Genomic DNA, 15,569 nt, shown 5'->3' with positions numbered 1-15,569 from the left:
GACCGTCTGGCCCTGCAGCGTCTGAAAGAAGCTGCCGAGAAAGCCAAGATCGAGCTTTCCTCGTCGATGCAGACCGATGTCAACCTGCCGTTCATCACCGCAGACGCATCCGGCCCGAAGCACCTCAACATCAAGCTGTCGCGTGCGAAGCTTGAAGGTCTGGTGTCCGATCTGATCGAACGCACCATGACCCCGTGCAAAGCGGCCCTGAAAGACGCCGGTATCACCGCAGGTGAAATCGACGACGTCATTCTGGTCGGCGGCATGACCCGTATGCCGAAGGTTCAGGAACGCGTTAAAGAGTTCTTTGGCCGTGATCCGCACAAAGGTGTGAACCCGGATGAGGTTGTTGCCCTTGGTGCCGCGATTCAGGGTGGTGTCCTGCAGGGTGACGTCAAAGACGTTCTTCTGCTTGATGTGACCCCGCTGTCGCTTGGTATCGAGACGCTCGGTGGTGTCTTCACCCGCCTGATCGACCGTAACACCACGATCCCAACCCGCAAGTCGCAGACCTTCTCGACCGCTGAAGACAATCAGACGGCCGTGACCATCCGCGTCTTCCAGGGTGAACGTGAAATGGCAGCCGATAACAAGATGCTTGGCCAGTTCGATCTGGTTGGTATCCCGCCGGCACCGCGCGGTGTTCCGCAGATTGAAGTGACCTTTGACATTGATGCCAACGGTATCGTCAACGTGTCTGCCAAGGACAAGGCGACCAACAAGGAACAGCAGATCCGTATTCAGGCATCTGGTGGTCTTTCCGACGACGAGATCGAAAACATGGTCAAGGACGCGGAAAGCAACGCCGAAGCCGACAAGAAGCGTAAGGCCCTTGTGGAAGCCCGCAACCAGGCAGAAGCCATCATCCACGCCACCGAAAAGAACCTTTCGGAGCATGGTGACAAGGTTGACGATGCGACCAAGTCGGAAATCGAAAACGCCCTGTCGGCTTTGAAAGAAGCCAAGGACGGTGAAGATCCCGAAGCCATCACCACCAAGCTGAATGAACTGCAGCAGGCCTCGATGAAACTTGGCGAAGCCATGTATCAGGCCCAGCAGGAAGAAGCTGGTGACGGTGAAGCGGCAGACGCTGATGCCTCTGCTCAGGCCGACGACGGTGTTGTTGACGCCGACTTCGAAGAAGTCGATGACAACAAAAAAGACAAGTAGGGCGACCGCAGAGGTCGTCTTGAACGACGCCCTGTAAAGAAAAATCGGGCCGTTCCGGACGCAAGGATTTGCTGGAACGGCCCGACCGTATTTCGGAGTTACAGATGGCGAAAGAAGATTATTACGAGCTGTTGGGTGTCAGCAAAGATGCCAGCGCAGCCGAGCTGAAAAGCGCCTATCGCAAGCAAGCCATGAAATATCACCCGGATAAAAATCCGGGCGATACCGAAGCTGAAATCAAATTCAAGCAGGTTAACGAAGCCTACGAAATCCTGAAGGATCAGGAAAAACGTGCGGCCTATGACCGCTTTGGCCACGCCGCCTTTGAACAGGGTGGCCCCGGTGGCGGAGGCGGCTTTGGTGGCGGCTTCGGCGGTGGATTTGGCGGCGGTGGATTTGCCGACGTCTTTGACGAAATCTTTGGCGCCATGGGCGGCGGTCGCCGCGGTGGTGGCGGATCTTCCCGCGGGGCAGATCTGCGCTACAACATGGCGATCTCGCTTGAAGAAGCGTTCGAAGGCAAAAAGGCCGAGATTACCATCCCCGGGTCCGTATCGTGCGAAAGCTGTGACGGTACCGGTGCCGAAGCCGGTTCGCAGCCGGTCAATTGCCCGACCTGTAATGGTCACGGCAAGGTTCGCGCGCAGCAGGGATTCTTTACCATTGAACGCACCTGCCCGAGCTGCCATGGCAAGGGCAAGATCGTCAAGAACCCGTGCAAGGCCTGTCACGGTGTTGGCCGCGTTGAAAAGGAAAAGACCCTTCAGGTCACCATTCCGGCCGGTGTCGAAGACGGCACGCGCATTCGCCTTGCAGGCGAGGGCGAGGCAGGGACGAATGGGGCGCCAGCGGGCGATCTTTATATCTTCCTTGATATTGCCCATCACCGCTTCTTCCAGCGTGAAGGTGCCAACCTTTATTGCCGGATTCCGATCCCGATGGGTAAGGCTGCCCTTGGCGGCACCATCGAGGTGCCAACGATCGAAGGGACCCGTACGCGGATCAACATCCCGGCAGGCACACAGTCCGGTCAGCAGCTTCGTCTGCGCGGCAAGGGGATGACCATCCTGCGCAGTCAGGCACGGGGTGACATGTTTGTCGAAGTCAGTGTCGAAACCCCGGTCAATCTGACAGACCGTCAGAAGGAACTGCTTGAGGAATTCGACGAGATTTCGCGCGAAGAAGGTTCCAGCCCGGAAAGCGAAGGGTTCTTTTCCAAGATGAAAGAAATCTGGAAAGACCTGACTGACTGATCGGCGTGTGCTGTGAAAGATTGATTTCCAAAACCCCCGGCAGCTTTGTCGGGGGTTTTGTTTTGCGCTGTCAGGGCCTTGTGTTAAAGCAATTACAAATTTGAACTTGCTTGCCCGGAGGAGACCGGAAATGAAGATCGGGATTGTTGGATGTGCGGGCCGTATGGGACGGATGCTGGTGAATGAAACCGCCAAGACCAAGGGATGTGAAGTTGGTGGCGGCACGGACCTGCCCGGAAGCCCGTTCATCGGCAAGGACGTCACCCTGATCGCTGGTCTGGAAGAAAGCGGTGTTGTCGTCGGTGACGATCCCAAGGCACTGTTTGAAGCGGTTGATGCAGTAATTGATTTTACTGCCCCGGCCGCGACCATGAAGCATGCGAAACTGGCCGCTGAAACCGGCAAGATCCTTGTGATCGGCACCACCGGCCTTTCCAATGATCAGAAAGACGAGCTGAAGGTCGCAGGCAAAATGGCTCCGATCATCTTTGCCCCGAACATGAGTGTTGGTGTGAATCTGGCCTTTGCGCTGGTCGAGAAGGTGGCAAGCATCCTTGATAAGGATGTGGCCGATATCGAAATCGTTGAAATGCACCATAAACACAAGGTCGATGCGCCGTCGGGCACAGCGCTTGGCCTGGGTGAAGCCGCGGCCAAGGGCCGTGGTGTGAACCTTGATGAGGTTTCTGTGCGATCGCGCGATGGCCATACCGGTGCACGTGAAGACGGCACCATCGGCTTTGCGACCCTGCGCGGTGGTGATGTGGTTGGTGATCACACGGTTGTCTTTGCCTGCGAGGGGGAGCGGATCGAGATCACCCATAAGGCATCGTCACGCGAAGTCTTTGCCAAGGGTGCTGTCCGTGCCGCCAAATGGGCCGAAGGCAAGGCACCGGGCCTTTATTCCATGCGTGAAGTACTGGGACTCTAATCGCTTAGCGCGACAAAGCGAACCTGATACAAGATGACCCCGCAGCAATGAACTGCAGCGGGGTCTTTTTTGGTTTCTGTGCGTCTGGACGCGCTGATCAGTGCGCGTCGGCCCAGCTATCGCCGGTGCCAGCATCAGCAATCAGCGGTACTGAAAGATGGGCGGCATTTTCCATGACCTCGCGGATGGTCTTGATCGCCTTTTCGGTTTCGTCTTCCGGGGCTTCAAAGATCAATTCATCGTGGACCTGAAGCAGCATGCGGGTCTTGAGCCCGGCATCAAGCAAGGCACCGGGAACGGCAATCATCGCGCGTTTGATGATGTCTGCCGCCCCGCCCTGAATCGGGGCGTTGATGGCGGCACGTTCACCAAAGCTCCGGCGCATGCCGTTTTTGTCATTGATGCCGCTGATATGGATGTGGCGGCCAAACAGGGTGCGGACAAAGCCGTGCTTTTTGGCAAATTCCTTGGCCTCGTCCATGTAATCGCGGATGCCGGGATAAATCTCGAAATAGGCTTCGATGAAGGCTTTGGCCTCTTTTTGCGGAATGCCAAGCTGGTTGGCCAGACCAAAGGCCGAGATGCCGTAAATGATGCCAAAGTTAATCGCCTTGGCCTTGCGGCGGACCATCGGGTCCATGCCCTCGATCGGCACACCAAAGACCTTTGATGCGGTTGCGGCGTGGATGTCCTCGCCGTTCTTGAACGCTTCGCGAAGTGCTTCGATCTCGGCCACATGGGCCAGAAGGCGCAGCTCGATCTGCGAATAGTCGGCAGAAATCAGCTTGTGACCTGATTCGGCGACAAAGGCGGTACGGATTTTCCGGCCTTCCTCGCTTCGGATCGGGATGTTTTGCAGGTTCGGGTCGTTCGATGACAAACGTCCGGTATTGACGTTGGTCTGCCCGTAACTGGTGTGTACCCGCCCTGTATTGGGATTGATGTGATGGGCAAGGGCGTCTGTATAGGTGCTTTTGAGCTTGGAAAGCTGACGCCATTCCAGAAGCTTGGCTGGCAGGTCATGGCCCTGTGCGGCCAGGGCTTCAAGCACGTCGGCCCCGGTCTGCCAGGCGCCGGTTTTGGTCTTTTTACCGCCGGGCAGGCTCATTTTATCAAACAGGATCTCGCCCAGCTGCTTGGGACTGCCAAGATTGAATGGCTCGCCCGCCATTTCGTGAATGGTTTCTTCAAGCGATGCCATGCGTTTGGCAAAATCATCGGACAGGTTTTTCAGGATTTCGGCATCGACCTTGACCCCAAGGCCTTCCATCTTGGCCAGAACCGGGACCAGCGGACGATCAAGCGTCTCATAGACGCTGGCCATATGTTCCTGTGCGATGCGAGGTTTGAGCAACCGATGCAGGCGCAGCGTGATATCGGCATCCTCGGCCGCGTAATCCAGCGCCTTGTCGAGCGGGACCTGATCAAAGGTGATCTGGGTTTTGCCACTGCCACAGACGTCCTTGAAGGAAATCGGTTTGTAATCAAGGTGCAGCTCGGCCAGTTCATCCATGCCGTGCCCGTGGCTGGTGCCATCAAGCACATAGGACAGCACCATGGTGTCATCCATCGGGGCAACATTGACGCCATGACGGGCCAGAACGATCATATCGTATTTCAGGTTCTGGCCGACCTTGAGAACACCCGGGTCTTCAAGCAGCGGTTTGAGAAGCTCAATCGCGCGTTCAAGCTTGATTTGCTTGGGCGCGTCCTTGTTCTCGGCAGGATTATCACCGAAGTCAAAGCCACCTTGTGCCTCGCCACCAACATGGCCGAGCGGGATGTAGCAGCCATTGCCGGGCTCGGTCGAAAGCGAAACGCCGACCAGTTTGGCCGTATGGGCATCAAGCGATGTGGTTTCGGTATCAACCGCGACGGTGCCAAGATACTCGGCCTCGGAAATCCAGTGCTTTAGGCGATCTTCATCCTGCACCAGTTCATATTCGGCCTTTTCGACCTTGATATCATTGATGCCAACACCGGCGGCCGTCGGGCTTTCAAACTCGACATCGCCGCCAAATTTCGACTTTACTTTAGAAAGCAATGATTTAAAGCCGTGACTTGCGATGAAGCTTAAAAGAACTTCGGGATCCGGTTCGCGCAATTCGAAGTCACCCAGCGGTTCAACCACCGGCACATCGGTCTTGAGCGTCACCAGGTCGCGCGAAATACGGGCAAGTTCGGCATTTTCGATCAGTTTCTCGCGGCGCTTGGGCTGTTTGATTTCGCCAGCGCGCTCCAGTAGAGAATCAAGATCACCATATTCATCAATAAGTTGGGCGGCGGTCTTAACACCAATGCCCGGCACACCGGGCACGTTATCAACGGAATCGCCTGCAAGGGCCTGAATATCAATGACCTTGTCCGGGTTGACGCCAAATTTTTCCAGAACTTCGGCAGCACCGATGGTGCGATTCTTCATCGCATCAAACATTTGCACCCGATCGGTGACAAGTTGCATGAGGTCCTTGTCCGAAGACACGATAATCACGTCAGAACCTTCTGCCTCGGCCTGGCGGGCATAGGTCGCGATCAGATCGTCGGCTTCAAAGCCGTCAAGTTCGATTGAGGGCAGGTTGAAAGCGCGTGTCGCATCACGGATCAGGCCAAACTGCGGGACGAGTTCTTCGGGGGGTGGCGGACGATGTGCCTTGTAATCCGGATAGAAGTCGTTGCGGAACGACTTGCCCTTGGTGTCAAAGATCACCGCCATATGGTCGGGTTTGGTATCTTCGCGCAGCTTCATCAGCATGGTGCAGAAGCCATAGACCGCATTTACCGGCGTGCCATCGGGGCTCGTCATCGGTGGCAGGGCGTGGAAAGCGCGGAAAATAAAGCCGGAACCGTCAACCAGAACGACGCGACGCGGGGCTTTGTCGGCGGACGAACCGGTATCGGACGGGGCGGAATCTGTCATGCGTCTCGTGCTCTTTTATGCGTGAAAATGATTGGTCCGAAGAATGCCCGATCCGGGCCCTTAAGTCGAGTACCGCCTGCCGATTTCGGGCAAAAACAGCCTGACCTCCTGACAGATTTGGGCAAGAGAGTTTGATGGTGTTCAGAGCTTGCACTCGATAAAGTTTCGAATTCGAAACAAGAACGGTAACGCCCTCATTCGCGGGGTTTTCTAGCGCCGTTCTTCTTTGTGCTTATCAGCTTGCCTCGGGATTGCTATGGTAACGAATAACTTCATCCCAAGGGACATGGGAGATCGGGTTCGTGGCCCGGAAAACAAGCAAGCCGGAATTCTTGCCAAAAGGCATCGGCGTGGAAACTGCAGGTCCGGCGCGTGAGCTCTCAGATGATATGAAGCTTGCCACCCGGAAACGCAAAAAGCAGAAAGACCGTCGCAATGCGAACGGTACGGGATGGCGCAGGTTTTTTAGCGTCAGCGTCTGGCTGCGCTTTATTCTGACCTTCGGCATCTTTGGTCTGATCGTCCATGGCTTGTTTGTTGTCTTTGGCATTTACGAACGCAATCAACGTCTTGCCAATTTTGATCACTTCATCTTGCTGATCAAACTCGTGGTCTTTGTCGCGCTGATGTATCTGTTCTATGCGATGCTGATGCATTATGGCCCGATCCGCCACAAGGTACGCGGTATCTTCTTTTTGGCACTTGCCCCGGTGGCCGCGCTTTGCATTTTCATGATCTATGGTGGCGGGCAGATTTTTGGCAGTTTCATACCGGTTTTGCAGTTCCTGACCCTGACCGTCGGTGTGGGTGGATTTTTGCTGTATGTGCTGGGCTATACCTGGATTACCGGGCGCAAGGTCAAACGCGAGGCGGCCAAAAATGGCGATCCCGGATTGACCAAAAATGATGACACCAAAAAGGGTAACAAGGGTCTGCCGCCCCCGGTTCAGGGTGATCGCCGCCGTGTGCACAAGGCGGGTAATCTGCGCCTGCGCAGTACCGACGGTGGTGGCGGGCCGACAAATGGCAATGCGCGCCGCAAAGTCGAGTTGCCCGACGTCTGAACACGGACGGTTTGATGGCCACTGAAAAATGACGGAGGCATCTTGACAGTGAAACGTGATCTGGTTTTTATCCACAGTGCTGGTCCGCAAGGCGGTAAGAATGGCAGTACCGGCCTGATTTCACGGTTTGAAGCGGCATTGGGCGACAAATTCAACATCATCGCACCCTTGATGCCCGATCCTGAGCGCCCGGATATAGATGCATGGTTGTCTCAGATCGACCAGACGGTATCGCAAGCGAAATCAGGGGCCGTTTTGGTTGGCCATTCGCTTGGTGGATCATCCATTTTGCAATACCTGGCGCGAAACCCCGATATCTGGCGCGGCAAGGACCGATTTTCCGCGATCTTTAGCATCGCCGCTCCGTTTTGGGGGCTGGCGGATTGGGAAGTCACTGATTTTTCTCTGACCGAGGATGAAGTTGCGGTCCTAAAAGAATGTAAACCAATACATTTTTGCCACAGCGTAGACGACAAAATTGTCAGGTTCGCGCATTGCGAAACCTATATGCAGCACTTCGCCCACGCGGATCAAATTCGGTTAAACACCGCCGGACACTTACTGTTAGACGGTGATATTACAGGATTGATTGAGAAAATTCTTATATACGATTGATCAGGCGTGATTTTCCAGAACCAGCCCGGCCAGATAGAGCGAACCGAGAATCAATACCCGCTTCGGCGTTGCACAGGCATCGAGAAGCGGCGTAATGGCGGCTTCGAACCCGTCACAGGAAAAGGCCGGGCTAATGCCGGACGCAATCGCGGCATCACGCAGGGTTTCGGGCAGATGGGCCTGATGTTCGCCGGGGATCGGGACGCCGGCAAAGGCTGTGATGTGCGTTACCAAGGGTTTGAGGAATGCCGAGGCATCGCGATTATCAAGCATGCCCATGATCACCACGGTATCACCAGCGGGCTGACGCGATAGCCAGTCGGCGATGGCTTCGGACGCGGCGATGTTGTGGCCACCATCCAGAATCAGCTCACAGCCAGCAGGCAAGGCATCACACAGCGGCCCGGTGGTCAGTTTTTGCAGCCGTGCAGGCCAGCTTGCGGTTTCAAGGCCGCGCGCAAGGATATCCGTATCCATGCCGTCACAGCCGGGAATGCCCGCCTTGCGCACGGTGGCAATCGCGGTGGCGGCATTGGTGTATTGATGGCGCCCGGGCAGGGCCGGGTGTGGCAGGTCGATCTGATCGCTGCCAATGCGAATGGCAAAGCCGTCTTCGCGTTCTTCAATGACGGCGAAATCATTGAAGATCGGGGCCGAAATCCGGTTGGCATAGCAGGCCAGTTTGTTAAAGGCCTCAAGGCTTTGCGGGGCAGTGATACAGGGAACCCCGGTTTTCATGATCCCGGCTTTTTCAAAGGCGATCTTGGCAATTGTATCGCCAAGGAACCCCTGATGATCAAGCGAAATCGGGGTAATTACGGTTGCTGCCGGGGCATCAATGACGTTGGATGCATCCACGCGCCCGCCAAGACCGGTTTCAAGCAGCAACACATCGGCCGGAACGCGCGAAAAGGCAAGGAACGCCGCCGCCTGGGTGATTTCAAAGAAGGTAATCGATTCTCTGCCATTGACCGCTTCGACTTCTTCAAGAAGTTCACAAAGCGCATCTTCGGAGATCATGTCCCCTGCAAGGGTGATGCGTTCGTGGAAGCGCACCAGGTGCGGCGAGGTGGAGCAATGCACCCGAAGACCCGCAGCCTCATAGATCGCCCGCAGATAGGCCAGGGTCGATCCCTTGCCATTGGTGCCGGCAATATGAATGACAGGCGGAAGGGCAAGGTGCGGATTGCCCAGCTTTTCAAGCAGTCGGGTAATCCGCCCCAGCGAAAGGTCGATGACTTTCGGGTGCAGCTTGCCGAGGCGAGCAAGGATTGCGTCGCTGCCCGCCAAGTTATTTATCCGCACTCGGAGTTTTGGATTTGGTCGATTTAGCCTTGGCATCCTTGATCGGCACCACAGCCGCACCCGGTTTGGTGCGACGGATCATGTCGATGAGGCGGCCAAAGGTCGCGTTCAGTTCCGAACGCGGCACGACCATATCCACCATGCCATGTTCCAGAAGGTATTCGGCCGTCTGGAAGTCATCAGGCAGTTTTTCGCGGATGGTGCTTTCGATCACGCGACGCCCGGCAAAGCCGATTTGTGCGCCCGGCTCGGCGATCTGGATATCGCCCAGCATGGCAAAGGATGCCGAAACACCGCCGGTGGTCGGATCGGTCAGAAGGACAAAATAGGGCAGGCCCTGTTCCTTGACCTTTTCAATCGCCGCCGTGGTACGGGCCATCTGCATCAGGCTGAGAATGCCTTCCTGCATACGTGCGCCACCCGAAGCCGGTACGATGATCAGGGCCGCATCTTGCACACAGGCCAGTTCGGCCGCAGCAACAATGCCTTCGCCCACCGCAATGCCCATTGACCCGCCCATGAAGGAGAAGTCAAAAACAGCAACAACGGTCGCATGACCGCCGACTTCGCCGTGCGCCACAGCCAGCGCATCCTTGAAGGTTGCTTTGGCCTGTGCGGCCTTGAGGCGGTCGGTATATTTCTTCTGATCGCGGAATCTCAGCGGATCGACCGGGACATTGGGCAGTTCGATGGTCTGGTACTTGCCATCATCAAACAGGGTCGCAAGACGGTCCTTGGCAGAAATGCGCATGTGATGACCGCAGTGCTGGCAAACATGATTGTTCTTTGCCAGATCGCGGTGGAAAATCATCTGTTCGCAAGATTTGCATTTGTGCCACAGATTTTCGGGCACATCAGTGCGGCGAACAAGTTTCTGAATCTTTGGACGGACGAATTCAGTCAGCCACGACATATCGGATACTGATCCTTGGTTCTGTCTATATCGGTTCTTTCAAACGCAGCACAGCTTACTTGCGCGCGTTTCGGACCCCGTTTGCAAGTTCACGCACAAGGCCGGTAACCATAGAGGCGGTCTTATCGGTGGCCTTGCCGTTTTCGTCAAGACTTTCGGCAATTTTTGATACGATTGCCGAACCTACCACCGCGGCATCTGCCTGCTTTGCCACGTCTGCTGCCTGTTCGGCAGTCTTGATGCCAAATCCGACCGCAATCGGAAGGTCGGTATGGCGCTTCAGACGCCCCATCGCTTCGACAATCTGGTCATTGCTGGCCGATCCGGCACCGGTCACACCGGCAACCGAGACATAGTAAACAAAGCCAGAGGTATTCTGAACAAGTTTCGGAAGACGCTTGTCATCAGAGGTCGGCGTGGTCAGGCGGATAAAGGACAGGCCCTTTTCCACCGTCGGGATGCACAGTTCCGGATCTTCTTCGGGCGGCAAATCAACAACGATCAGGCCATCAACACCGGCATTGCGCGCATCTTCAAGAAATTCGGCAACGCCATAGATATAGATCGGGTTGTAATAGCCCATCAGAATGATCGGCGTTTCATGGTCCTGATCGCGGAAGCCGCGCACAATCGACAGGGTCTTGCGCATATGCATGCCGGCATCAAGGGCCCGGATCGATGCTTCCTGAATGGCGGGGCCATCGGCCATCGGATCGGTAAACGGCATGCCCAGCTCGATGATGTCTGCACCGGCATCAGGCAACTGTTTGAGGATTTCAAACGAGGTTTCCGGGTCCGGGTCGCCTGCAGTGATAAAGGTTACCAGACCTGCACGGCCTTCTTCCTTGAGCTTGGCAAAACGTTTGGCGATGCGGTCCTGGCCGCCGATGATAGCGTCGCTCACAATTCTACTCCCAGTGCTTCGGCCACGGTAAAGATGTCCTTGTCACCCCGGCCACTCAGACACATGAGGATGATCTGGTCCTTGCCCATTTTCGGGGCCTCTTTCATGATCTGCGCAATCGCGTGGCTGCATTCCAGTGCCGGAATGATGCCTTCGAGTTCCGAACAGAGTTTGAAGGCCTCAAGCGCCTCTTTATCCGTGATCGGCTCATAGCGCGCGCGACCGATATCCTTAAGCCAGCTGTGCTCCGGCCCGATGCCCGGATAATCCAGACCGGCCGAAATCGAATCGGCTTCCTTGATCTGGCCGTCATCATCCATCAGCAGATAGGTCCGGTTGCCGTGCAGAACACCCGGCCGACCGGCAGACAGGCTTGCGGCATGGTTGCCGGTGTGAACGCCGTGACCGGCGGCTTCGACACCCACGACGTCAACGCCCTTGTCATCCAGGAACGGATGGAACAGGCCAATCGCGTTCGAACCGCCACCGACAGAGGCAATCACCTGATCGGGCAGGCGGCCTTCGGCTTCCATGATCTGTTGACGGGATTCGTTGCCGATTACTGACTGGAAATCACGGACCATTTCCGGATAGGGATGCGGGCCAGCTGCCGTACCGATGATATAGAACGTATCTTCAACGTTGGTGACCCAGTCACGCAGGGCTTCGTTCATCGCATCCTTGAGCGAGTTTGAGCCCGATACAACCGGTTTGACTTCGGCACCAAGCAGGCGCATGCGGAACACGTTGGGCGACTGACGTTCGATGTCCTTCGAGCCCATATAGACCGTGCAGGGCAGGCCAAAGCGTGCACAAACGGTCGCGGTCGCAACGCCATGCTGACCAGCACCGGTTTCGGCAATGATACGGGTTTTGCCCATGCGCTTGGCCAACAGAATCTGGCCGATGCAGTTGTTGATCTTGTGCGCGCCGGTATGGTTGAGATCCTCGCGCTTGAAATAGATCTTTGCGCCGCCAAGGTGCTCGGACAGGCGTTCGGCAAAATAAAGCGGATTTTCACGGCCAACATAGTGACGGAGATAGTAGTCCATCTCCTTTTTGAAGGCGGGGTCTGCCTTGGCGTCCTTATAGGCCTGTTCCAGCTCCAGGATCAGCGGCATCAGGGTTTCGGCGACAAAGCGTCCACCGAAATTGCCAAAATGTCCGTCCGGATCGGGCAGGGCGCGAAAGCTGTTAGGTGCAGAAGACGTCATGGAAGTTCCCCGTGGATTGGCCGTGATGGCGTTCACGACAGCATAGGCAGGTGCAAATCAGGTGACACTATATGGTTTGCCAGACCGCCAGTGCGCAAGGACCGGCGGTGTCTGGCCCCATACTGTACCCGAAATAGCAGGGTTTGGATTAGTGGGCTGCGTGCTCGGCCAAGGATTTGTCGAAGATATATTTTTTCGAGCAGTACGGGCAGACCACCTCACCCTTGTCCTCAAGATTGAGGTAAACGGTCGGGTGCCCAAGGTGACCTTTTCCGCCGTCACAGGCAACATTTAACGTGCCGACTTTGATTTCTTCGGTGATCTTCATATATCCAGTTCCAAGTTTGCCATTTTCAGGCTTGTATGACCATCGGGATTGGCCACGCACTGTGGACAGCATTGACCCCGGTTTCCCGGGAATGATACCGATTGGGCATATTCAATCAATACTTCCGCGTGCTCATGGCGCCCCATGGTCTTAGCGCAAACAGGCGACGCGGAAAAGAGTGGAGATCACTGACATATGACTGCAATGCCCGACTATGCCATCGAAGTCGAGGGGCTGACAAAGGTCTATAAGGGATCAAACGGCGAAAAACTCGCCCTTGATAACGTTTCGCTCAAAATACCGCGCGGCTCGTTTTTTGCCCTGCTGGGTCCGAACGGTGCCGGAAAATCTACATTTATCAACATCCTGGCCGGTCTCGTGACCAAGTCCAGCGGTACGGCAAAAATCTGGGGATATGATATCGAAGCCCAGATGCGTGCAGCACGCTGTTCCATCGGGATTGTGCCGCAGGAACTGAACCTTGATGCATTTTTCACCCCGCGTCAGGTGATGGAATTGCAGGCCGGCCTCTATGGCGTGCCCAAACCCGAACGCCGCACCGACGAGATTCTGGCCGCCATTGGCCTGGCAGACAAGGCAGACTCGTATGCCCGTTCGCTGTCGGGCGGGATGCGTCGCCGTCTTCTGGTCGGCAAGGCCATGGTGCATACACCGCCCGTACTGGTCCTTGATGAACCGACGGCCGGTGTCGATATCGAACTGCGCCAGCAGCTTTGGGCTTACGTCAAGGAACTGAACGCGGCGGGTGTGACCATCGTCCTGACCACGCATTATCTTGAAGAAGCCGAAGAACTGTGTGACGAGATCGCGATCATCAATCAGGGCAACGTGATTGCCCATGAAGACAAGCGCAGCCTGCTGCGCCGGATTGATCACAAGACGCTGATTCTGACCGTGAACAACGAACTGAACGCAGTACCCGAAGCTCTGTCGCCCTGGGGTGCGGAGCTTAAATCGGAAAACCAGATCGCCCTTCATTACCGCCCCAGCAACACGCAGATGGCGGAAATCCTTGAAGCGATTCACGGCTGTGGCCTGGCGATCAAGGACCTGTCGACCGAGGAAGGCGACCTTGAGGACATCTTCCTGATGCTGACGCGTGACAACAACAAGGAACGCGCGGGCAAGGCTGCGTGATCCTGACGGCCTGAACCTGGTCTTTGATTTGGCGAGATATACAAAACCCCGCAAGAAAACTTGCGGGGTTTTGTGTGATTACGTTTTGAACCGCTTGATTACTTGAACCTGTTGGAAGCCGCCTTCATCGCGGCTTCAATCGAGTCCCAAGCGTTATCCATGCCCGCCTTCAGGTCGTTCCAGGCGTCATCGCTTGATTGCTGCAATTCGCGGAGCTTCTGCTCGGCCTCGTCTTGCATGGCGCGCAGTTCCTGGACCTGTTTCTGATATTGCAGTTGTGCGTCGGCTTCCGCCAAATCAGCCTGCGCCTTAAGCTTGTCAATCTGGGCACTCCACTCGTTGAGTTGTGCTTCCAGTTTTTTCTCGTAAGCTTCTTTCATGCTCATGGTCGTATCCTTTCGTTGGAAAACGTGTGGAACGATCGTTATGGCAACAAGGCAAAATAACCAATGTCTGCATCTGTCATTGGATTAAAAAACCCGCTGAACCTGCTGTAGTTCTACTAGATTGGGCCGATTGGTTAAACCTTAAACCAGAATTTCGTCAATAACCCGTCTGCCTGCCTGGAATATGTAATGTGTGACAATACCTTGCGGGCGAACGCATTATGATCTTCATTGAGTGTCCCTGTTTCCTACGTAGGGTTGGTCACCGTCTTGTCAGCGTGTTTTTTGCGTCCCGTTTTTCGCCTTTGTGCCATGCTTTTGCTTGCCGGGATGGTTGGCGCCTGTGCGCCGACCGTTCGCTCGGCGGGGCCACCGATTGCCCAGACCGTGCTTGGACCAGATGTTTTTGTTGCGGCTGACGGGACGGAGCTGCCGTTGCAAAGTTGGGGTGATCTTGAAAATCCCGATGCGGTGATCCTTGGTCTGCACGGGATGGGCGATTATGCCAATGCCTTCATGGAGTTGGGCGAGCAGATCGGCCCAAGCGGGATTGCCATTTATGCCTTTGATCAGCGGGGCTTTGGTCGAAGCCCGTCGCGCCCGTTCTGGGCCGGGGCGGCAAGCCTGGTCAATGATGCCAGCGATGTTTTGACCCTGCTGCGTGCACGCTACCCCGATACGCCGGTTTATCTTCTCGGCAATTCGATGGGCGGGGCGGTGGCGATCATTACCGCTGCCACCCGCGGGCATTTGATGGATGGATTGGTTCTGGTGGCACCCGCAGTTTGGAACCGCGATATGATGCCGTGGTATCAGACAGCTCCGCTTTCGATCATGTCGCACAGCCTGCCATGGTTGCCGCTGACCGGGCAGGGGCTTGATATCTGGCCGTCGGACAATATCGAAATGCTGCGTCGGCTTTCGCGTGATCCATACATGATGTCCGCCGTTCGGGTCGATCTGATCGCCGGGGTTGCGGATATCATGGATCTGGCGCGCATTCGTGCCCGCGACATTTCAGTGCCGACCCTTTTGCTGTCGGGCGTGCAGGATCAGGTGATCCCGCCCGATGCGGTTGTGGCCCTTGATGATGAACTCTCAAGCCTTGGTCTGCCTGCCTATCATCGCTGCCTCTATCGGGCGGGTTATCACATGCTGCTGCGGGATCTGAACGGGCCGGTGGCGATCGAGGATATCCGGCGTTGGGTGATGGGTGGGCAAACCGATCAAAATTATTCCTGCACCATTAACTGATTGCGTTTTGACCACCAATGCATGATCAGGTAGCCTTTTCAAGGGTCAGGACCCGTCAATATGGTTACAGTGGCAATCGCTATCTATGCGAAATACTAGGAAATGTTCGAAGAGCGGGCTAATGCCCGGTCGAGGACTTTGACGCAGAAGATTGCAT

At 55.8% G+C, this 15,569-nt stretch carries 14 protein-coding genes; 7 read left to right on the top strand and 7 right to left on the bottom strand.

What is annotated here, in order from left to right:
* The 3 genes from B2R48_RS00955 to dapB all read left to right on the top strand — a co-directional run.
* Positions 1 to 1,170 (top strand): Hsp70 family protein (locus B2R48_RS00955; protein ID WP_296996688.1); only part of this gene is annotated, 1,170 nt, incomplete at its 5' end.
* 104 nt (positions 1,171 to 1,274) lie between these two features.
* The gene (gene dnaJ, locus B2R48_RS00950) at positions 1,275 to 2,423 is read left to right on the top strand and encodes a molecular chaperone DnaJ (RefSeq protein ID WP_062956996.1); all 1,149 of its coding nucleotides are present in this window, start codon (positions 1,275 to 1,277) and stop codon (positions 2,421 to 2,423) included.
* A 130-nt stretch (positions 2,424 to 2,553) separates the two neighbouring features.
* Positions 2,554 to 3,354, top strand: coding sequence for a 4-hydroxy-tetrahydrodipicolinate reductase (gene dapB / locus B2R48_RS00945; protein ID WP_296996683.1), 801 nt, complete (start codon positions 2,554 to 2,556; stop codon positions 3,352 to 3,354).
* 97 nt (positions 3,355 to 3,451) lie between these two features.
* On the opposite strand, the gene polA is transcribed toward dapB, so the two are convergent.
* Positions 3,452 to 6,271: a DNA polymerase I gene (polA, locus tag B2R48_RS00940; protein ID WP_296996680.1), complete on the bottom strand. Its 2,820-nt coding sequence runs from the start codon at positions 6,269 to 6,271 to the stop codon at positions 3,452 to 3,454.
* 302 nt (positions 6,272 to 6,573) lie between these two features.
* On the opposite strand from polA, the gene B2R48_RS00935 reads away from it, so the two are divergent.
* Both B2R48_RS00935 and B2R48_RS00930 read left to right on the top strand, forming a co-directional pair.
* Complete coding sequence (locus B2R48_RS00935) at positions 6,574 to 7,335, top strand: hypothetical protein (RefSeq protein ID WP_062956993.1); 762 nt, start codon at positions 6,574 to 6,576, stop codon at positions 7,333 to 7,335.
* Between the two features lie 48 nt (positions 7,336 to 7,383).
* Complete coding sequence (locus B2R48_RS00930) at positions 7,384 to 7,950, top strand: alpha/beta hydrolase (protein WP_296996675.1); 567 nt, start codon at positions 7,384 to 7,386, stop codon at positions 7,948 to 7,950.
* On the opposite strand, the gene B2R48_RS00925 is transcribed toward B2R48_RS00930, so the two are convergent.
* From B2R48_RS00925 to B2R48_RS00905, 5 genes are all read right to left on the bottom strand, one after another.
* The gene (locus B2R48_RS00925; protein WP_296996673.1) at positions 7,951 to 9,240 is read right to left on the bottom strand and encodes a bifunctional folylpolyglutamate synthase/dihydrofolate synthase; all 1,290 of its coding nucleotides are present in this window, start codon (positions 9,238 to 9,240) and stop codon (positions 7,951 to 7,953) included. It lies immediately after the preceding gene.
* A gap of 1 nt (position 9,241) precedes the next feature.
* Entirely contained in the window at positions 9,242 to 10,168 is a 927-nt protein-coding gene (gene accD / locus B2R48_RS00920; RefSeq protein ID WP_062956990.1) for an acetyl-CoA carboxylase, carboxyltransferase subunit beta, read from the bottom strand.
* 55 nt (positions 10,169 to 10,223) lie between these two features.
* Positions 10,224 to 11,072, bottom strand: coding sequence for a tryptophan synthase subunit alpha (trpA, locus tag B2R48_RS00915; protein WP_296996670.1), 849 nt, complete (start codon positions 11,070 to 11,072; stop codon positions 10,224 to 10,226).
* The gene (gene trpB, locus B2R48_RS00910) at positions 11,069 to 12,286 is read right to left on the bottom strand and encodes a tryptophan synthase subunit beta (protein ID WP_114129816.1); all 1,218 of its coding nucleotides are present in this window, start codon (positions 12,284 to 12,286) and stop codon (positions 11,069 to 11,071) included. The genes trpA and trpB overlap by 4 nt, the downstream gene beginning before the upstream one ends.
* Before the next feature lie 148 nt (positions 12,287 to 12,434).
* On the bottom strand, positions 12,435 to 12,614 hold the full coding sequence (locus B2R48_RS00905; protein WP_062957346.1) for a zinc-finger domain-containing protein: 180 nt from the start codon (positions 12,612 to 12,614) through the stop codon (positions 12,435 to 12,437).
* Positions 12,615 to 12,809: 195 nt separating this feature from the next.
* Here B2R48_RS00905 and B2R48_RS00900 point away from each other — a divergent pair, with 195 nt between their 5' ends.
* The gene (locus tag B2R48_RS00900; RefSeq protein WP_062956987.1) at positions 12,810 to 13,772 is read left to right on the top strand and encodes an ABC transporter ATP-binding protein; all 963 of its coding nucleotides are present in this window, start codon (positions 12,810 to 12,812) and stop codon (positions 13,770 to 13,772) included.
* 98 nt (positions 13,773 to 13,870) lie between these two features.
* Here the strand turns inward: B2R48_RS00900 and B2R48_RS00895 are convergent, their stop codons facing one another.
* Positions 13,871 to 14,158, bottom strand: a complete 288-nt coding sequence (locus B2R48_RS00895; RefSeq protein WP_213474965.1) for a coiled coil domain-containing protein — start codon at positions 14,156 to 14,158, stop codon at positions 13,871 to 13,873.
* A 312-nt stretch (positions 14,159 to 14,470) separates the two neighbouring features.
* Here B2R48_RS00895 and B2R48_RS00890 point away from each other — a divergent pair, with 312 nt between their 5' ends.
* Positions 14,471 to 15,412, top strand: coding sequence for an alpha/beta hydrolase (locus tag B2R48_RS00890; RefSeq protein ID WP_296996661.1), 942 nt, complete (start codon positions 14,471 to 14,473; stop codon positions 15,410 to 15,412).
* Positions 15,413 to 15,569: the final 157 nt, after the last annotated feature.

The organism is Thalassospira sp. UBA848, from assembly GCF_002295455.1.
Lineage (GTDB): Bacteria > Pseudomonadota > Alphaproteobacteria > Rhodospirillales > Thalassospiraceae > Thalassospira.
Note: the sequence above shows the minus strand (reverse complement) of the source record. Positions and strands in the feature narration are given on the sequence as shown.